This is a genomic window from Paraburkholderia acidiphila, assembly GCF_009789655.1.
GTDB lineage: Bacteria > Pseudomonadota > Gammaproteobacteria > Burkholderiales > Burkholderiaceae > Paraburkholderia > Paraburkholderia acidiphila.
Genome location: NZ_CP046912.1, coordinates 440,368 through 457,120, shown reverse-complemented (window position 1 = coordinate 457,120; position 16,753 = coordinate 440,368). Strand labels below are relative to the sequence as shown.

The following is a 16,753-nucleotide window of genomic DNA, read 5'->3' as shown; positions in this document are numbered from 1 at the left end:
AGCCGTCTCACCTCCAGAAAACACAAGCATGCAACCCACCTATCAACCCGCGCGCGCCTGGTTCATGGCGCTCATGCTGTTCCTGCTCGTCGCGATCAATTTCATCGACAAGGTCGTACTCGGTCTCGTTGCGGCGCCGCTCATGAAAGAGCTTGGCCTCTCGCCCGCGCAATACGGACTGCTCGCGGGAAGCTTCTTCTTCCTGTTCGCGGTAACGGGCGTGGTGGGCGGTTTTCTTTCGAACCGCTGGCCCACCCGCTGGCTGCTTCTCGCGATGGCCGTGCTGTGGGCTGTGGTGCAGCTTCCGATTGCGTACAGCGCGTCGCTTGCCACCTTGATCGCCTGCCGCGTGCTGCTCGGCGCGGGCGAAGGACCGGCCCAGCCCGTTGCGATTCATGCTTGCTACAAGTGGTTTCCCGATGAAAAGCGCAATTTGCCTGTCTCGGTGTTCCAGCAAGGCGGCGTGTTCGGCATGGTCGTCGCCGGCATTGCCGTGCCCTGGATCGACGCGCGGTGGGGATGGCGCACCAACTTCGTCGTGCTGGCGGCGCTGGGTCTGGCATGGGCTGTCTTGTGGCTGATCGTCGGACGGGAAGGGCAACTCGATGCACGCGCAACGAATGCGGCAGCAGGACGGGAAACGAATGAACCCGCGCCGCGCGTGCGCTATCGCGCGCTGCTGACCGACCGCACCGTGGTCTGCATCATCGCGTTGCACTTTGCGGCCTTTCTCACGCTGGCGCTCGCACTGACCTGGCTGCCCGCCTACCTGAATCAAGGGCTCGGCTTTGCGCCGCAGCGTGCCGGTCAGCTCTTCGCCGCGGTGCTGGTCACGAGCGCGCCGGTGAGCCTCGTGCTTTCGGCATGGTCGCAGCGGCTCATGACGCGTGGTGTGCCGTCGCGTATTGCGCGTGGTGCGTTTGTTTGCGGCTGCCTCGCCGTTGGCGGCGTTCTGCTCGTCGCGGTCGCCGTCTGCGATTTCGGCCCTTTCATCAAGATCGCGTTGATCGCATTGGCAATTGCCACGACGCCGATCATCTATTCGCTCGGGCCCGCCATGGTCGCGCAGATCGCGCCAGCCGGGCAACGCGGCGCGGCGCTGGCCATCGAATATTCGGTCGCGTGGATTGCGGGCATCGTCGCGCCGCCGGTAGTGGGCTGGCTGATTCGCGGCGCGCACGACAACGTCGCGGTGGGCTTCGAGCAAGGCTTGCTGCTGACTGGCGCGCTGCTCGTGGTGCTCGCGTTGGGCGGACTCGTGGTGCTCAACCCAGAGCGGTCGATCGAGCGGATCGCGCCGCCTGACCGCCTGATGCCAAGCAGTCCGGATTAATGAGCTGCACATAACAATCCTATAACGAAGACAGGAGACTAGATGCAATCAAGCAATGCAATGCAGTTCAAGCTCGGCGCGGCGGCGCGGTTGGCCGTTGCCGTGGCGATGGCTGCGTTTGGTTCGGCGGCGCATGCGCAATCGTCGGTGACGCTTTACGGTATCGTCGACACCGCCGTGCGCTACACGACCCACGCCAACGCCGCCGGAGACGACAAGGTGCAACTCGCGAATGGCGGTCTCAGCGAAAGCAACTGGGGGCTGCTTGGCGCGGAGGATCTCGGCGGCGGCAATCGTGTTGTTTTCCAGCTGGAGAACAGGTTCTTTCCGAACTCCGGCGCGAGCGATCCCGGTTATCCGTTCTTCAACACGGCGTATGTGGGCTTGCAGTCTTCCACGCTCGGCCGGCTGACGCTCGGTCGTCAGACCAACCCGCTTGCCGATGCCGTGCTGAAAACCTACGTGAGCGCACAGTGGTTGCCGACGGTCTATCAGTTCCGCCCGGAAGTCTCGATGGCCCAGGGCGTATGGGCCAGCAACATGGCGAAATACATTGCGCGCTGGCAGGACGTCACGCTCGAGCTTTCCTACGCGTTCGGCGGACAGGCGGGCGCATTCGGCGCGGGCAGCCAGATCGGCGCCTCGATCTCCTATATTCCGCAATGGCCGTTGCGTCTCGCCGCAGGCTATCTGGACTCGCGCGACGCCATCAACAGTTCTGCGCACTTCAAGGCGTGGACCGCTGGCGCCGCCTACACGTTCGCGGAAACGACCGTCAATTTCGGCTGGGCGATGAACCGGCAAGACGCTGGCTTCATGGGCAATTTCCCGAACGGCCCGTTCACGGCCGCGCAACTCACCGCGCTCAAGTTCAATACGTTTTCCTCGCGTGAGATGTTCTTTGGGGGCGTCTCGCAGCTGGTCGGGGACAACACGCATCTCTCGGCCAACGTGTGGCGCACGCTGCAGGAAGGCAAGAAGCAAAGCGGCGATGGCAACGCCACGCAGTTCCAGCTGTTGGCCGACTACGATCTCTCGCGTGCGACGAGCGTCTATGCGGAAGCCGACTACTCGTTGTATCGCGGCGGCCTGGTCGGGGCGCAACTGCAAGGCTTCGTTGGCGTCAGTGCGGCGGCGACCACGACGCAGCTCGGCATGATGGTGGGCCTGCGCCATATGTTCTGAGCGACAGACGCGGCGCGAGCCGCGTCCGTTTTGTCGCCGAGTCGTGCGCCGGCAGCGAGCGGCCCGATTCGCGCCTGCGGCATTACATCGCGCTTTCAGCTTTGCAGCGGCATTTTCTCGTCAATCCATATAACATGCATTGAAAATATATGTATTGACGAGGGCGATCATGGCCGTCTTTCGAATCGAAGAACCTGGCCCCGCGGCACGCGGTGGTTTCGCGCTATGGGCGCTCGGCTTCCGGCCGTTCTACCTTGGCGGTGCGCTCTTTGGCGGCGCGGCGCTGCTGGCCTGGATGGCCGCGTACGCCGGTCATCCTTTGCCGGGTCTCAGTTCGTACCTGCCGGGCATGTTCTGGCACGTGCACGAGATGATTTTCGGTTTCGGCGCAGCGATCGTGGCGGGGTTTCTCCTGACCGCCGTGCGCGCGTGGACGTCGGTCACGCCTGCGCAGGGCAAGTCGCTGGCGGCGCTTTGGTTGCTATGGCTCGCCGGGCGCATCACCGTTGCCTACGCAACGCCCGGTATTGCCGCCGTGGTGGATAGCCTCTTTCTTCCCGTGTGCGCGCTCGTATTGCTGCGCGTGCTCGTCGGCGCCAAGAATAGCCACAACATCTTTTTGCCGGTCGCGCTCGGCATGCTCGCCGCACTGAACGTGGCGTTCCATCTTTCGATGCTCGCCGGCTGCGCGGAGTGGGCGCTGCACAGCGCGTATCTCGCCGTGGGCATGCTCGTGCTGTTCATCACGATCATCGGTGGGCGCATCATCCCGTCTTTCACGGCCAACGCTGTGCCTGGCTACACGGCCCGGCGCTGGAATGCGGTCGAGCGCGCGGTGTTGCCGCTCAGCGCGGCGGCGTTCGTGCTCGATGCCGCGCTCGGCTCGGGCACGCTCGTCGCGCTTGCCGCCTTTGCGGCGGCGTGTGCGCAAGGCGCGCGGATCTGGGGCTGGCGTTCGTGGCGCATTGGCAACCGGCCGATCCTGACCATCCTGCACGTCGCCTATGCGTGGATACCGGTGGGCTTCGTGCTGCTCGCGCTCGCCGCGTTGGGTTTCATCGCGCATACGCTCGCCATTCACGCGTTCACGGTGGGCGCCATCGGCTGCGCGATCATGGCGATGATCACGCGTACCGCGCGCGGACATACGGGCCGCAAGCTGGTGGCCGGGGGCTTCGATATCGCCAGCTATGGGTTGCTCGTGATCGCCGCGTCGATTCGCGTGGTGGGACCGTGGCTTGCGCCGCAGTGGCTCATGTTCTGGATCGAGGCTTCCGGTGCGTGCTGGGTCGTTGCGTTCGCGGCATATTGCTACCGCTACGCGGGCTGGCTGATCGCGCCGCGTGCCGATGGTAAGGAGGGCTGATTCATCGGCCTTGCATGCTGCGGATTGCGCGAGTATGTTGTCTGCCGAGGGCTGCACGCGCTTGGCGTCTCGAGCCCGCCGATGAAGGAGGGTGCAATGCATCACTCTGTTCAGATCGCAGGCGCGGCCTGTCTCGTCTTTGTAACCTCGGTGCAGGCTCAAACGTCAGCTTCCACGCCGCCGGCGGCTGCTGTGCCGGAGCGCATGCCTTACGATATTCCTTACGGTTCGCCTATTGGGCTCGATGCGGCGAAGCATCTGCTTGCGCTCGCCGAAGCCGAGGCGCGCAAGCACGACTGGAAAATGAATATCGCCGTGGTCGATCCGCATGGCGATCTCGTCGCGTTCGAACGCATGGATGGCGCGCAATACGCCTCCGTCGAGATTTCGCAGAACAAGGCGCGCACTTCCGCGCGTTTTCGGCGCGAGACGCGCGTTTTCTATAACCAGTTCGAGAGCGGGCATGCCTACGTTGTTACGCTCGACCGGGGGCTCGTGGCTTCGCCAGGCGGCTTTCCGTTAGTCGAGGACGGCAAGGTGATCGGCGCGATCGGGTGCAGCGGCGGTACGGGTGATCAGGATGCCGTAGCATGCAAGGCCGCGGCCTCCACGGTGAAGTGAGCGCTCGACGCGCAGGCATACCCGGAGTCAATGCGGCGAGCCATACCCCTGCACGTTGAGCAGATGCTCGCGCATGCAGCGCGCGGCGGTTTCGCCGTCGCGGGCGAGAATCGCATCGACAATAGACTGGTGCTGCTGCGCGAAATGATGGCGCGTAGCCTGGTCCGTGGTCTTTTCGCGCTGGGTCGGCTTGACTCTCATGCCGTTGATGACTTCCATGAGGGCGATGATCGCGGGATTGCGCGAGGCCTGTGCGATCAGCAGGTGAAAGCGCTGGTCCCATAGTTGCCACTCCTCATCGTTTTTCGCCGTCGCGTTTCTTTTCGCGCACTTCTCCAGTTCGCTCAGATCCTCGGGCGTGGCCTTGGCCGCGGCGAGACCGGCTAATGCCGGTTCGAACATGAGGCGCATCTCCGCGATGTCCGCCGGGCTTGTGCGCGAGCGCAGGCCGCGCAGCGTGGGCGCGAACTTCAGCGGCCGCGCGCCCAGGTAGGTGCCACGCCCCACACCGCGCCAGATTCGGCCCGACGCCTCCAGCGAGGCAAGCGCCGCGCGCAGTTCCCGGCGGCTGATGCCAAGGTCCAGGGCGAGCTTGCGCTCTGGCGGCAACGTGTCGCCGTCTTTCAACCGGTGGTGTGCGATGTAGGCAAGCAGGCTGTCGAGTGCGGATCTTTCCATGGCACGATATGAACCAATATAAATTGGTTCGATTCTAGCAGCCGGCCTGTGACGCACAAGGCGCGCGCGCTCCAGGATTGCCGAAACTCCGAAGAATTGGACGATATTTAAGGGTTAACACCGGGTGCGGCCAAAAATCTTCCTTCGTAAGCTGGTCGTGAAGTATTTTGGAACCAATTGTGAATGGTTCGGCAAGCAATCGTGCCGTTTGCGCAGGGAGTGAAAGATGTCGTTCACAACGCGTCCCGAGTTGATCGGGACCTTCGGGATGGTGGCGTCCACGCATTGGCTTGCCAGCGCGTCGGCGATGGCGGTGCTCGAGAAGGGCGGCAACGCATTCGACGCGGCCGCCGCAGCCGGCTTCGTGCTGCAGATCGTCGAGCCGCATCTCAACGGTCCCGGCGGCGAGTTGCCGGTCGTGTTCTACAGCGCGAAAGAAGACCGCGTGCGCGTGCTGTGCGGCCAGGGCGTGACGCCCGCGACCATGACGATCGAGCGCATGCGCGCGCTCGGGCTCGAAGTGGTGCCGGGCACCGGCCTGCTGCCCGCCGTGGTGCCGGGCGCGTTCGGCGCATGGATGACGATGCTGCGCGACTACGGGCAACTGCCGCTGGAAGACGTGCTGAGCTACGCGATCGGCTATGCGGAGAACGGCTATCCGGTGCTGCCGCGCATGTGCGCGTCGATTCTCGCCATCAAGGACTTCTTTCTCAGCGAATGGACGACCTCCGCCGAGCAGTGGCTGCGCAACGGCGACGCGCCTGCACCGAACGAGCTGTTCGCGAATCCTGCCATTGCGGCCACGTACCGCCGCATCCTGCGCGAGGCGAGCGCGAAAAGCGATCGCGCCGAACAATGCGAACTCGCGCGCTTGGCGTTCTACCGCGGCTTCGTGGCCGACGCCATCGACCAGTATTTCCGCTCGACCGACGTGCTCGACACCTCGGGCCGCCGCAATCGCGGCCTGCTCGATGCGGATGATCTCGCGCGCTGGGAGCCCACATACGAGGAAGCGCTCTCGTACGACTATCAGGGCCTGCGTGTGCACAAGACGGGGCCGTGGGGCCAGGGGCCGATGTTCCTGCAACAGCTCGCGCTGCTCAAGGGCTTCGATCTGGACGCGATGGATCCGTTCGGACCGGATTTCGTGCACACGGTGATCGAAACGTCGAAGCTCGCGTTTGCGGACCGCGACGTGTTCTACGGCGACCCCCGCTTTGCAAACGTTCCGATGGAGACGCTGCTGAGCGACGCCTACAACGACGAGCGCCGCCGTCTGGTCGATCCGCACAAGGCCTCGTTCGAATTCCGTCCTGGCCCGCTGCTCGACAGCGAAGCACGCGCGGCGCGCATTCTGGCGAACGCGGGGCGGCAGCAGCCGGGCGGCTTCGGCCAGGGCGAGCCGACGTTCGCGCCGCTGCCCGAATTGCGCGGCGACACCGTGCATCTCGACGTGGTCGATCGTTGGGGCAACATGGTGTCGGCCACGCCATCGGGCGGCTGGCTGCAGGCGTCGCCCGCGGTGCCCGGCCTCGGCTTTAACATCACCACGCGCGCGCAGATGTTCTGGATGGAAGATGGCCTGCCTTCCTCGCTCGGGCCGGGCCGGCGTCCACGCACGACGCTCTCGCCCACACTGGTCACGCGCGAGGGCAAGCCGTATGCCGCGTTCGGCACGCCGGGCGGCGATCAGCAGGATCAGTGGTCGATGCAGCTGTTCCTGCGTCACGTGCATGCGGGTATGAACCTGCAGTCCGCCGTGGACGCGCCCTCGTTCCAGACCGCGCATTTCCCCGGTTCGTTCTATCCGCGTTCGATGCAGCTCGGCAAGATGTCGGCGGAGTCGCGCTTTCCCGAAGCCACGCTCGCCGGCTTGCGCGCGCGCGGCCACGACCTCACCGTGGCCGAGCCTTGGGGGCTCGGGCGCGTATGCGCGGTGGGCATCCGCAACGGCCTGATGCGCGGCGCGGCCACGCCGCGGCAAATGCAGGCCTATGCGATCGGCCGCTGACCACACGCCGCGCTCAACCGGAACCGACCGACCATGTCCACCGTCGCTGCCCGACTCGAAAGACTGCCGCTCGCTGGCTTCCATCGCAAACTGCTGCTGATCGGCGGGCTCGGCTATATGTTCGACGGGCTGGACTCGTCGTCGCTTGCCTTCTTGCTGCCGGTCGTGAGCAAGCTTTGGCATTTGACGAGCGCCGAAACGGGACTCGTCGCCAGCAGCACGTATATCGGCTATTTTTTCGGTGCGTTCCTCTCCGGCGTGCTGGCCGACGTGATTGGCCGCCGCCGCATCATGATGAGCGCGCTGGCCATCTATTGCGCGGCTTCCATGGCGAGCGCCACGGCGAACGACTGGCACACGTTTTTCGCGCTGCGCATGCTCGCGGGTTTCGGCTCGGGTGCGGAAACGGTCGTGATCGCGCCGTTTCTCGCGGAGTTCGTGCCGCGCCGCTATCGCGGCATGTTCTGTGGCGCGCTCGTCGGCTTCATGTCGTTCGGATATCTAAGTTCATCGATTCTCGGCTATACCGTCGTGCGCAATTTCGCAGACGGCTGGCGCTACCTCGCCGTGCTGACCTCGCTGCCGGTGGTGATGTTGCTCTGGTGGCGCAGAACGCTGCCCGAGTCGCCGCGCTGGCTCGAAAGCCGCGGACGCTCCGCCGAGGCCGACAACATCGTGCGGGCCATCGAATCGCGCTACGAGCAAGAGGGGTTTGCGCTGGCGCCGGTTGGCTCGGCTGGCGCAACTGCGGTCGCGGTGCAGGGCGGTGGCGGCGCGCTAAATAACGTGCTGACGCTGTTCTCTCGCCGGCTCGTGGGCACGACGGCGGTGAGCTGGCTGATGTGGTTCTCGGTGGCGTTCGCCTACTACTCGTTCTTCTCGTGGATTCCGAGCCTGCTCGTCAAGGAGGGATTGACGCTCACGAAGAGCTTCGGCTATTCGATCGCCATCTACGGTGCGCAGATTCCCGGCTATTTTTCGGCGGCATGGCTCAATGAGCGTATCGGCCGCAAAGGCGTCGTGGCGTCATACATGACGCTCGGAGGACTCGCCGCGATTGCGCTGGCTTTCTCGCATACGGGCGTGCAGATCACGGTGGCGGGGGTGTGTCTCTCGTTCTTCATGAATGGCGCTTTTGCGGGGGTCTACGCCTATACGCCGGAAGTCTTCCCTACAGCCGTGCGCACGACCGGTACAGGCTCGTCGTCGTCGTTTGGCCGGATCGGTTCGGTGAGCGCGCCCATCCTCGTGGGCCTCGTGTATCCGGCGTTCGGCTTTTTCGGTGTGTTCGCCATGACGACCGCTGTGCTGCTCGCGGGCGCTTGCGTCGTGTTCTTCCTTGGCATCGAAACCCGCAATCGCTCGCTCGAAGACATCGAGGCGAGCGGCGCCCAGGCGGGCTTCGATGCGCACAAGCCACTCGCCCGCGACGGGCTGCATAGCTAAGCGCGCGCGATCCATACTCTCGTACGTCCCATGCCAACGCCTCTTTCCCACGTCGACGAACTCTGTGCGCTGCAGCGTGAAGTCGCCGGTCTCGCGCGTCTTTCGCGCGCGATTCGCGAGCCCGGACAACCGCATGCGGTTTTCCGCGAAGTGTGTGCCGTCGCCGCCGAAGCCATCGGCTTTCGCCTCTTCACCATCATGGCCTATGACGCGGGGAAGCAGGAGGTGGAGCGCTTGTTCACGAACATGCCGGACATCTACCCGCCGGGCGGACGCAAGAAGAAAAGCGGCACGCCGTGGGCGCAACGCATTCTTTCGGATCTCGAACCGTTTCGCGCCACGACGCCGCAAGGCCTGCGCGAGGCCTTCGACGATCACGCGGTAATGACGGCGATGGGGCTCGGCTCGATTCTGAACATACCGGTTGCCTACAACGGCCGCTGTGTCGGCACGATGAACCTCACGCACGTCGAGGGCTGGTACACGCCGCAACACGAAGAAACGGGCCTGCTGCTCGGCGCGTTTCTCGCGCCCGCGCTTGTCGCGCACGGCATGGCTTTTGCCGCCCATTCAAGCCTTTGATCGCAGGACCTTTGTTGATGAATACAACGACATCCCCAGGAAACGCCAACCGCTGGCTGCTCGTCTTCGCGCTCGGCTATCTCGCGCTGCTGGTGGACGGGGCCGACGTCATGATGTACGGCCTCACGCTCACGCGTATCAAGAGCGAATTCGGCTTGACCAATGTCGAGGCGGGCGCGCTCGGCAGCCTGACGCTGCTCGGCATGGCGATTGGCGGCATTCTGGGCGGCTGGGCGAGCGACTCGTTCGGTCGTGTGCGCGTGGTGGTCTGGGCGATGATGCTGTTCTCAGTGGGCGCGGGCCTGCTCGGCCTCACACACAGCTTCCTCGAATTCGCGGTTGTGCGCTTCATCAGTTCGATGGGTATTGGCTGCATGGTGCTGGTGAGCACGCTCGTGGCGGAGTACGTGCCCATGGCGCGGCGCTCGCTGATCCTCGGCGTGCTGCAAACGGCGATTTCGGCTGGCTATATCACCGTGATCGCGCTCAGCACCTGGATCCTGCCGCACTATGGCTGGCGCATGCTGTTTTATGTGGCGGCCGCGCCCGTGGTGCTCGCGGTGGCGATTCACTTCTTCGTGCCCGAGCCGCCGAGCTGGCGCATGAGCGAGGCCGCGGCGCGCCCGAGCGGCCGCCGCTGGCACGACAACCGTTACGCATTGATTTTCGCGGACCGCGAGGCGCGCAGGATGTTTATTTTCTGGTCGCTTGCTTCCGTGTTTGCGCTATCCGGGTTCTATGGGCTGAACAACTGGTTGCCCACGTATCTGGAAAGCGAATTGCACATCAAATTCAGCGCGATGACGGGGTATATGACCGCAACGTGGGTCGTGGCGTTCATCGGCAAGATCGTGGCGGGCTGGCTGGGCGACCGCTGGAGCCGACGTGGCGTGTATGTGCTCGGCTGTATTGGCGCGGCCGTCTTTCTGCCCGTCATCGTGCTTTTCCACACCCGTGAAAACATTGCGTGGCTGATGCTCGTGTTCGGCTTTCTCTATGGCGTACCGCTGGGCACGATCGGTACGTTCATGTCGGAGAGCTTCGAAACGCGTATTCGCGGCACGGCTGTTGGCGGCTCGTACAACGTGGGACGCTTCTGTTCGGGCGCGGCGCCTGTCGTGATCGGTTATATCGCCACGCAGTTTTCGATCGGCATGGGTTTTCTGGTGGTCGGCGCGGTGTTTTTCCTGAGCGGCGTGATGGCGCTGTTCATTCCGGATCGACTGCACGATACGAGCGCGGGCGATCCGGGGCAGGCGAGTGGGGAGGCCAGGCAGGGTGCGTTGGCCGCGGCGACGGGTCGGGGCTGATGCGCAGCGCTTGTGCAATGCCGGCTACGACAACACCGGCCTGAAAAAGCTCCGCTCATAACTCACGATACAGCGCGTATCGGCGGCATAGCGAAATGCGGCCTGGCATTCGGCGTCTTTCATCGAATCGGCACGGTACGTTTCATAGGCCGCGAGCGTTGGAAACGAGAAAAGCGCGAGCGCGATATTGTTGGCGCCTTCGGAAGGCAGGAAGTAGCCGTGATGCTTGCCGCCGAACTTTTCGACGAGCGGGATCCACATTTTGGCGTACGTTTCGAATTCTTCCAGCCGGTAGGGATCGATTACGTAACGCAGGTAGCAGGTAATCATGGTCTTTTCTCGGGATTGTTGAAAAACGGCGTGCACGGCGATTCAAATGGCGTTCACGCTTGCGCGATCTCCAGAAGCTTCGCCACGGTATTCATGTTGCGCGACGTTCCAGCCTTGGCCGCCGCGATTTTGAGCTTCGAGCGCCCGATCCCGTCTTTGTAAAACACATAGATCTCGCGCTCGCCCAGCAGGCATTCTTCCGCGTTCTGGCCGCTCACCGTGTCGAGTGCGTCAGCCGGCGGCGGTGCGTCGAGAAAGATGGCAACAGTGCGATCAGGCGCGGCAGCGGGAAACGGATTGCCTTGCAGCACAGCGGCCATTTCTGCGGCCGTGCGCACCGTTACGCCAACGGGCTTGCCCGCATAAGCCTCCAGGCGCTCCTCGAGTTTCTGTTTCACCGATGCTTCGGCCAGCCGGCTCTCGAACACCACGTTGCCGCTCGCAATATAGGTGCGCACGCGCGTGAACCCGAGCGCTTCGCACATGTCGCGAAGTTCGGGCATCGGGAGCTTGCCGGTTCCGCCGACATTCACGGCGCGCAGAAGGGCGATATAGACGGGCATGGATTGGATCGAGGCTCGATTGAGACGTGGCGGGTTAGTCAGGGCGTCGCAAGTCGGATGCGCCGAGCGCCTCGTTGGTGACGATGGCAGGGCGTCTTCTTGCATTGATCGTCACGAACACCGCCATCAGCACCATGAAGGCGGCGAGCAGCAAGGCGCTGTTGACGAGCACGTGTGCATAGCCGAGCTGCCTGACGTCGATGAACGGATAGGGATAAAAATCCGTCTCGCTTCCGCGCCAGAAGGTGACGACGAGATAGCCCAGCGGATAGACGAGCCAGGCGAGGCGATCGCGAGCGCCAAGGGTGAAACGCGGCACAAACAGCAGCCAGTACGACGCACATAACAGCGGAATCAGGGTATGCAGGCTTTCGTTGAGCAGTGCGCGATAGCCGTGCGGCGTCCAGAGATGGCGCAGCAACACATTGTAAGCAATGCCAACGAAGACGATATACACCGTTACCGCGCTCACGGTGCCCGGAGCGCTAAAGAAGCGTGCCGGCCACGCGCGCAGGCGCAGCGCAATACAGGTGAAGGTGAGCGCAACGAGCAAGACCGTGAGATTGGTCAGGTAGGCCGAAAGCCGGCCGATGGCCTCGAGCGTGTCGAAGCCGCGCAGCACCATGCGCTCGATCGTAATGCCGGTTTGCGCGGCGAGCGCGCCCCACGCGAGCAATGCGATCGCACCCGCCAATGCGGTGGCGTAGGGGCTTGGGTGAAGCGGCGCAGTCGCCGCCGGTCGCGCTGGTTCGGGCATGCAGCGATGGTAGCGCACAAAGATCGTGCGCGCCCGACGCCGTCTCTCCTGCGTCAGCAGGCTATTTGCTGTCGATGCGCGCCGAAGCCGAAACGAGATACAGGCGTACGAGATCACGGAACTCGGCCATCAGCACGGCCCGCGCCGAGGGTTCTTCGTTGGCGACGCCGGCGACGCCCTTGAGCATGTGGATCAGCACGATCGCCATGACTTTTGCCCTGGCCGGCTTGAGATGGGCGATCGCGCGGCTCAGGATGCCGGCGACGCCCGAGCGCATCGCCTCGCGAAAGCGCTTGCGGTGGTCGTCGCTGCCGCTGCGGGCGTCGACGAGTGCAGTGGCAAAGCTGCGTTGCGACTGCAACAGCAGCACGAAATCGACGAGCGCGTCGGCTACGGCCTCGAGCGTCATTTCCGGAACCTGCAGCTCGAGTTCCGCGAGGCCGTTCTTTGCCTGCTGTGCGTAGCGCAGCAACAGCGCCTCGGCCAGCGCCTCCTTGGTCGGGAAGAAGCGATACAGCGAACCGATCGCCGTGGCTGAGCGCGCCGCGATTTCGGTCATGGTGGCCGCGTCGTAACCCTTCTCGGTGAAAACGGTAACGGCGGCGTCCATGATCGCGGCCACACGCTGACGGCCCCTTTCGCGTTTGGGTTCGGTGGCGCGCGCGGGTGGCGCAACGGGCGTGGAGGGAGTCATGACGACATCTTCTAATGCGAGGATATGGGGTGAATTCCTCGCATATTAGCATGCGGGATTCTTGCTGGCGAAAGGCCTCAGAAAGTGCAAATGCACGCGAGGCACGCGGCAATGTAAATTGACTTATGCGAGGGTATTCTCTACTATTATTTGCGAGGATATCCTCGCATTTCAGCAACGCGGTCGCCGCCGATGCTGCCGTCAAGCTGCCTGTTCCCGTTTGTACGTTCGAGGTTACGACATGCCGTATGTATGGCTCTTTTTCGCCGGTGCGTTCCTTTGCAATGCGATCCCGCATCTGGCTTCCGGCCTGCAGGGGCAGCCTTTTCCCACACCCTTCGCACGACCGCGAGGGCGGGGCGACTCGTCGCCTGTGGTGAATGTGGTTTGGGGCTTCGTGAATATCGTGATCGCGTTGGCGCTTGGCCTGCGCCCGCTTGAGCAGCCAGCAACGCGCGAAGACATCGTGGCGGTGCTGGCGGGCGCGCTCGTCATGGGGCTTTTCCTTGCCGCTCATTTCGGCGCGGTTCAACGGGAAAAACACGGCGATTGAGGCCGAAACACGCTACGGCCAAATCTCGAAAAAAACAGTTGCGCTGATTAGGGGAAAACCCTATACTTGACCCGTCTCCTCCATGTCTCCTCCTGATATGGATTCAGCCCGCTCTCTCAAGCGGGCTTTTTCTTTTGTGGCGCCGGTTGCGCGGGCCGCCGATCATCCTTATCCGTCATTCCTTTACGAACACAAGGTCGCATTTGCGCGCCGTTGTGCGCGAACCGCTGCCCGAAGTCGCGTCGAACTGCGCGCTGACTTCGTAGGAATAGGGCGTTTTGCTATTGGCGTGGCTCATCGCGCGGGACGATGGCGCGGTCACTCCTTGGGCGACGAGCGTGGCCGACCCGTCGGGTTCAAGTTTGCCGTCCAGCGTGAGCCATCCGCCCGCATCTCTGTCGCCATGCTCGCCGTGCAGGACGTTTTCCTGGATTTCGGCTGGAAATTGATATCGGTAGCCTGACGTGCCGACGGCTCCCTTGGGGCAGGTGAGCGTCACGTTCCAATTGCCGTCGAAGGTGCCTGCGGCGTGCGAGGCTGGTATGGCCCCCAGGCCTGCCCAGACGGCCATGCAGCGCACGGCCAGCGTTAATTTTCGTGCCCCCATTACAGCTCCCGTTGTCGAGTCATCTGGCACTATTCTGAGCGCAAATGGCGTGCCGGTATGGGCGCCGTCGCACGGTCCGTTTCGTCGCTGTACCACGCCCCGATCGGCCTCCGCCTATGGCGGTCTGCCGCGGCTTCATTTGTGCAACTAACTGTCGAGCGCGGCCTCCGCCCTCGAATTCGCGCCGAGGCGTCCATAAAAGCGTCCACCGTTGGCGTGAACGACACCCGCTTGCAAGGCGCGCGGCGCAAACGACCAAGGCGTGTGCCGTGGCCGCGACGATAGCCGCCCGGCGCTCGCGCTTTTATCGCCGGGCGAGATTGCGCTTGAGCGCCGCGCAACCCGCATCCGTGAGCGGCTCGGCCATCTGTATCCGCTCGTCGGGCTTGAAGTCGCTGATCCAGACTACGCGGCAACGTTGGGGCGAGTCCTGCATCACCTGGAGCGTCGCGTGATGATGCTCGAACCGTCCGCCGCCGACGGTATAGGCGAGGCGCATGTGCGCATCGTCCACGCCGATCACGCGTTCCTCGATTACGGTGCCGTCGGCGAACGTGACCCATCGTACGTCGTTTTCCATGCGCGCTTCGGTCAGCACGCCCGCGAATACCTGCGCGACGTTGGCGGGATCGCGCAGCGCGGCCCACACGTCTTCCGCTGCGGCTTCAACGGAGATATCCCGGTACACGGTAGCCATGGCACTTGCCTCCTTTGCGTTGGGTGACGCGTGCATCGTGCGCGCGCGAAGCGCGGCGGTCCTGGGAAATCTTGACGTCGCTTGTGACGGAAGTGGCTGCTATTCGCCCCGCCGTCAATGCGCGTGCCGATGGTGCACGTCGGGGTAGTGCGCGTGGCTATGCGTGATCGGTGCGTGACGGTGCGCATGCGTGTGCGGCTCCGTGCCGTCCCATGCGAAATCGTGCTCGTGCTGGTGGTGTTCGTCGTGCCGGTGCGCGTGGGTGTGCTCGAGCGGCTCGTGCGTGTGCGTGTGGTCATGCCGCTCGCGCACGTGCAGCCACACGCCGAACGCCATCAGCGCGAGCGCGAGCCAGAAAGCGAGCGCTGGGCGCTCTGGCCACAGCAGCAGTGAAAGCGCCACGCCGAAGAGCGGCGCCACGGAGAAGTACGCGCCGGTTCGCGCCGTGCCGAGATGGCGCAGCGAGACGACGAAGAGCACGAGGCTTACGCCATAGCCCGCGAATCCCACGGCCATGGCGCCGCCTGCTGCCTGCCAGACGGGCCAGTGGGCGCCCGCGGCGAGCGCAATGCCGATATTGACCGGACCGGCCACGAGCCCCTTGGTGCAAGCCACGACCATCGCGTCATTGGTCGAGACCTTGCGGGTGAGGTTGTTGTCGATCGCCCAGCACAGGCACGCAAGCGCGACGAGCACCGCGCCGGGTGCGATCCCCGATGCAACGCCGGATACCGCGCCGGCATGCGCGTCAGGCCAGGCGAGCAGCACGCCGCCCGCCACGATCGCCAGCATGCCTAACGCGATCTGCGCATCGAAGTTTTCGCGAAAGCAGACCCATGCGATGAGCGCAGTCAAGACGCCTTCCAGATTCAGCAGCAGCGCGCTCGTGGCGGCGGGTGTGGCGTTCAGGCCGAGCATGAGCAGCGCGGGCGCCGCCACGCCGCCCGCAGCGATCGCGCCGGCGAGCCACGGCATTTCGGCGAGACGCAGCGGGTCGTGTGCAGGTTCATGCGTGGCGGCCGAGTCGCCGCGGTGCGCCGCGAGTCGGCGCAATAGCAGGACGACCGCCAGCCCCAAACCGCTGCCGAGATAGAAGAGCCCCGCGAGCATGAATGGCGACACGCTGCCGAGCAGCGCCTTGGCGAGCGGCGTGGTGATGCCGAACAGGGCGGCGGCGAGCAGCGCCGTGAAGATGGTGTGCCGATGGGACTTCATCGCAGGCTCGAAGGGGAAGGACGACGAAAAAAGCCTAGAAGAAGCGCGATGGCCGCGCAAGCGGGCTACGTGCCGGGCGTAGGGCCGCCCCGGCCGGACTTACTGGCGAAGCAAAGCCATCATCGCGCCGAAGCCGACGAACACCCCGCCCGTTACGCGATTGAACGCTTTCGCCACGCGCCGGCTCTTGAGCGTCGCGCCGATGCGCGTGCCAAAGCCCGCGTAGACGAGATACCAGCTCACCTCGCACACGGCGAAGGTCGCAACGAGCACGCCGAACTGCGGCAGTACGGGGCGGGTTGCGTCGATGAACTGCGGCAGGAGCGCTGCCGCGAAAAGAATCGCCTTCGGGTTGCTGCCGCCGACGAAAAAGCCGTTGCGATAGAGCGCAAGCGGCGAGCGCACGGGGCGCGCGACCACACGCTCGACAACGTCGGCGGCGGCCTCGGGCACGGGCGCGCTCCACGCCTTGATGCCCAGATAGACAAGGTACGCGGCGCCGATGAATCGAAGCGCGTTGAACATGGTCGGCCACGCCTGCAGGAATACGCCGAGTCCGGCGGCGGAGACGGCCAGCATCAGGACCAGGGCGGAAAGGCAGCCCGCCATGGTTGCGCTCGTGCGGCGCAAGCCGTACTGCGCGCCATGCGACATGATGAGCAGCATATTCGGACCGGGGATGGCGCAGACGACGAAGACGGTGACCAGGAACAGCCACCAGGTATGCAGATTCATTGCAGCGACGAAGTGAAAGAGGGCTGGAAAACGGCGAAGGGTGAATTATGCCAGCGGACGCCGCGCGCCT

General features: G+C 64.2%; 18 protein-coding genes. 9 read left to right on the top strand and 9 right to left on the bottom strand.

Going from position 1 to position 16,753, the window contains the following annotated elements; translation table 11 throughout:
- Positions 1 to 28: 28 nt before the first annotated feature.
- The 4 genes from FAZ97_RS32240 to FAZ97_RS32225 all read left to right on the top strand — a co-directional run bounded on the left by FAZ97_RS32240 (position 29) and on the right by FAZ97_RS32225 (position 4,505).
- Positions 29 to 1,333: an MFS transporter gene (locus FAZ97_RS32240; protein WP_158762828.1), complete on the top strand. Its 1,305-nt coding sequence runs from the start codon at positions 29 to 31 to the stop codon at positions 1,331 to 1,333.
- 42 nt (positions 1,334 to 1,375) lie between these two features.
- A complete protein-coding gene (locus tag FAZ97_RS32235) occupies positions 1,376 to 2,518 on the top strand; it encodes a porin (protein WP_233271999.1) in 1,143 nt (380 codons plus the stop codon).
- Between the two features lie 169 nt (positions 2,519 to 2,687).
- The gene (locus FAZ97_RS32230; RefSeq protein ID WP_158762827.1) at positions 2,688 to 3,884 is read left to right on the top strand and encodes an NnrS family protein; all 1,197 of its coding nucleotides are present in this window, start codon (positions 2,688 to 2,690) and stop codon (positions 3,882 to 3,884) included.
- Positions 3,885 to 3,980: 96 nt separating this feature from the next.
- Positions 3,981 to 4,505, top strand: coding sequence for a GlcG/HbpS family heme-binding protein (locus FAZ97_RS32225; RefSeq protein ID WP_158762826.1), 525 nt, complete (start codon positions 3,981 to 3,983; stop codon positions 4,503 to 4,505).
- A gap of 27 nt (positions 4,506 to 4,532) precedes the next feature.
- Here FAZ97_RS32225 and FAZ97_RS32220 read toward each other — a convergent pair whose 3' ends face one another.
- Positions 4,533 to 5,183, bottom strand: a complete 651-nt coding sequence (locus tag FAZ97_RS32220; protein ID WP_158762825.1) for a FadR/GntR family transcriptional regulator — start codon at positions 5,181 to 5,183, stop codon at positions 4,533 to 4,535.
- Between the two features lie 226 nt (positions 5,184 to 5,409).
- Here FAZ97_RS32220 and FAZ97_RS32215 point away from each other — a divergent pair, with 226 nt between their 5' ends.
- Genes FAZ97_RS32215 through FAZ97_RS32200 form a run of 4 tightly spaced genes read left to right on the top strand, consistent with a single transcriptional unit; the run spans position 5,410 to position 10,532 of the window.
- On the top strand, positions 5,410 to 7,194 hold the full coding sequence (locus FAZ97_RS32215) for a gamma-glutamyltransferase family protein (RefSeq protein WP_158762824.1): 1,785 nt from the start codon (positions 5,410 to 5,412) through the stop codon (positions 7,192 to 7,194).
- Positions 7,195 to 7,227: 33 nt separating this feature from the next.
- On the top strand, positions 7,228 to 8,640 hold the full coding sequence (locus FAZ97_RS32210) for an MFS transporter (RefSeq protein ID WP_158762823.1): 1,413 nt from the start codon (positions 7,228 to 7,230) through the stop codon (positions 8,638 to 8,640).
- Between the two features lie 30 nt (positions 8,641 to 8,670).
- The gene (locus FAZ97_RS32205) at positions 8,671 to 9,222 is read left to right on the top strand and encodes a GAF domain-containing protein (RefSeq protein ID WP_158762822.1); all 552 of its coding nucleotides are present in this window, start codon (positions 8,671 to 8,673) and stop codon (positions 9,220 to 9,222) included.
- A gap of 17 nt (positions 9,223 to 9,239) precedes the next feature.
- The gene (locus FAZ97_RS32200) at positions 9,240 to 10,532 is read left to right on the top strand and encodes an MFS transporter (protein ID WP_158762821.1); all 1,293 of its coding nucleotides are present in this window, start codon (positions 9,240 to 9,242) and stop codon (positions 10,530 to 10,532) included.
- A 24-nt stretch (positions 10,533 to 10,556) separates the two neighbouring features.
- Here the strand turns inward: FAZ97_RS32200 and FAZ97_RS32195 are convergent, their stop codons facing one another.
- The 4 genes from FAZ97_RS32195 to FAZ97_RS32180 all read right to left on the bottom strand — a co-directional run bounded on the left by FAZ97_RS32195 (position 10,557) and on the right by FAZ97_RS32180 (position 12,876).
- Positions 10,557 to 10,862 (bottom strand): NIPSNAP family protein, encoded by a 306-nt coding sequence (locus tag FAZ97_RS32195; RefSeq protein ID WP_158762820.1) that lies wholly within the window; start codon positions 10,860 to 10,862, stop codon positions 10,557 to 10,559.
- Between the two features lie 53 nt (positions 10,863 to 10,915).
- Complete coding sequence (locus FAZ97_RS32190) at positions 10,916 to 11,425, bottom strand: DUF1697 domain-containing protein (RefSeq protein ID WP_158762819.1); 510 nt, start codon at positions 11,423 to 11,425, stop codon at positions 10,916 to 10,918.
- Positions 11,426 to 11,459: 34 nt separating this feature from the next.
- The gene (locus tag FAZ97_RS32185; RefSeq protein ID WP_158762818.1) at positions 11,460 to 12,182 is read right to left on the bottom strand and encodes a Pr6Pr family membrane protein; all 723 of its coding nucleotides are present in this window, start codon (positions 12,180 to 12,182) and stop codon (positions 11,460 to 11,462) included.
- 61 nt (positions 12,183 to 12,243) lie between these two features.
- Positions 12,244 to 12,876 (bottom strand): TetR/AcrR family transcriptional regulator, encoded by a 633-nt coding sequence (locus FAZ97_RS32180; protein WP_158762817.1) that lies wholly within the window; start codon positions 12,874 to 12,876, stop codon positions 12,244 to 12,246.
- Positions 12,877 to 13,273: 397 nt separating this feature from the next.
- Here FAZ97_RS32180 and FAZ97_RS35895 point away from each other — a divergent pair, with 397 nt between their 5' ends.
- Complete coding sequence (locus FAZ97_RS35895) at positions 13,274 to 13,429, top strand: hypothetical protein (protein ID WP_407671955.1); 156 nt, start codon at positions 13,274 to 13,276, stop codon at positions 13,427 to 13,429.
- Between the two features lie 175 nt (positions 13,430 to 13,604).
- Here the strand turns inward: FAZ97_RS35895 and FAZ97_RS32170 are convergent, their stop codons facing one another.
- The 4 genes from FAZ97_RS32170 to FAZ97_RS32155 form a co-directional block, all read right to left on the bottom strand.
- Positions 13,605 to 14,036, bottom strand: coding sequence for a hypothetical protein (locus tag FAZ97_RS32170; RefSeq protein WP_158762816.1), 432 nt, complete (start codon positions 14,034 to 14,036; stop codon positions 13,605 to 13,607).
- A gap of 304 nt (positions 14,037 to 14,340) precedes the next feature.
- Positions 14,341 to 14,733 (bottom strand): SRPBCC family protein, encoded by a 393-nt coding sequence (locus tag FAZ97_RS32165; RefSeq protein WP_158762815.1) that lies wholly within the window; start codon positions 14,731 to 14,733, stop codon positions 14,341 to 14,343.
- A 114-nt stretch (positions 14,734 to 14,847) separates the two neighbouring features.
- A complete protein-coding gene (locus FAZ97_RS32160; protein ID WP_158762814.1) occupies positions 14,848 to 15,948 on the bottom strand; it encodes a DMT family transporter in 1,101 nt (366 codons plus the stop codon).
- 99 nt (positions 15,949 to 16,047) lie between these two features.
- Positions 16,048 to 16,683 carry a LysE family translocator gene (locus FAZ97_RS32155; protein WP_158762813.1) on the bottom strand — a complete coding sequence of 212 codons (636 nt, stop codon included), beginning with the start codon at positions 16,681 to 16,683 and terminating at the stop codon, positions 16,048 to 16,050.
- Positions 16,684 to 16,753: the final 70 nt, after the last annotated feature.

What these genes read in the sequence shown, in the direction of transcription:
- FAZ97_RS32240 (WP_158762828.1), top strand. Translation starts at nt 29, where the DNA reads ATGCAACCCACCTATCAACCCGCGCGCGCCTGGTTCATGGCGCTCATG.
- FAZ97_RS32235 (WP_233271999.1), top strand. Translation starts at nt 1,376, where the DNA reads ATGCAATCAAGCAATGCAATGCAGTTCAAGCTCGGCGCGGCGGCGCGG.
- FAZ97_RS32230 (WP_158762827.1), top strand. Translation starts at nt 2,688, where the DNA reads ATGGCCGTCTTTCGAATCGAAGAACCTGGCCCCGCGGCACGCGGTGGT.
- FAZ97_RS32225 (WP_158762826.1), top strand. Translation starts at nt 3,981, where the DNA reads ATGCATCACTCTGTTCAGATCGCAGGCGCGGCCTGTCTCGTCTTTGTA.
- FAZ97_RS32220 (WP_158762825.1), bottom strand. Translation starts at nt 5,183, where the DNA reads ATGGAAAGATCCGCACTCGACAGCCTGCTTGCCTACATCGCACACCAC.
- FAZ97_RS32215 (WP_158762824.1), top strand. Translation starts at nt 5,410, where the DNA reads ATGTCGTTCACAACGCGTCCCGAGTTGATCGGGACCTTCGGGATGGTG.
- FAZ97_RS32210 (WP_158762823.1), top strand. Translation starts at nt 7,228, where the DNA reads ATGTCCACCGTCGCTGCCCGACTCGAAAGACTGCCGCTCGCTGGCTTC.
- FAZ97_RS32205 (WP_158762822.1), top strand. Translation starts at nt 8,671, where the DNA reads ATGCCAACGCCTCTTTCCCACGTCGACGAACTCTGTGCGCTGCAGCGT.
- FAZ97_RS32200 (WP_158762821.1), top strand. Translation starts at nt 9,240, where the DNA reads ATGAATACAACGACATCCCCAGGAAACGCCAACCGCTGGCTGCTCGTC.
- FAZ97_RS32195 (WP_158762820.1), bottom strand. Translation starts at nt 10,862, where the DNA reads ATGATTACCTGCTACCTGCGTTACGTAATCGATCCCTACCGGCTGGAA.
- FAZ97_RS32190 (WP_158762819.1), bottom strand. Translation starts at nt 11,425, where the DNA reads ATGCCCGTCTATATCGCCCTTCTGCGCGCCGTGAATGTCGGCGGAACC.
- FAZ97_RS32185 (WP_158762818.1), bottom strand. Translation starts at nt 12,182, where the DNA reads ATGCCCGAACCAGCGCGACCGGCGGCGACTGCGCCGCTTCACCCAAGC.
- FAZ97_RS32180 (WP_158762817.1), bottom strand. Translation starts at nt 12,876, where the DNA reads ATGACTCCCTCCACGCCCGTTGCGCCACCCGCGCGCGCCACCGAACCC.
- FAZ97_RS32170 (WP_158762816.1), bottom strand. Translation starts at nt 14,036, where the DNA reads ATGGGGGCACGAAAATTAACGCTGGCCGTGCGCTGCATGGCCGTCTGG.
- FAZ97_RS32165 (WP_158762815.1), bottom strand. Translation starts at nt 14,733, where the DNA reads ATGGCTACCGTGTACCGGGATATCTCCGTTGAAGCCGCAGCGGAAGAC.
- FAZ97_RS32160 (WP_158762814.1), bottom strand. Translation starts at nt 15,948, where the DNA reads ATGAAGTCCCATCGGCACACCATCTTCACGGCGCTGCTCGCCGCCGCC.
- FAZ97_RS32155 (WP_158762813.1), bottom strand. Translation starts at nt 16,683, where the DNA reads ATGAATCTGCATACCTGGTGGCTGTTCCTGGTCACCGTCTTCGTCGTC.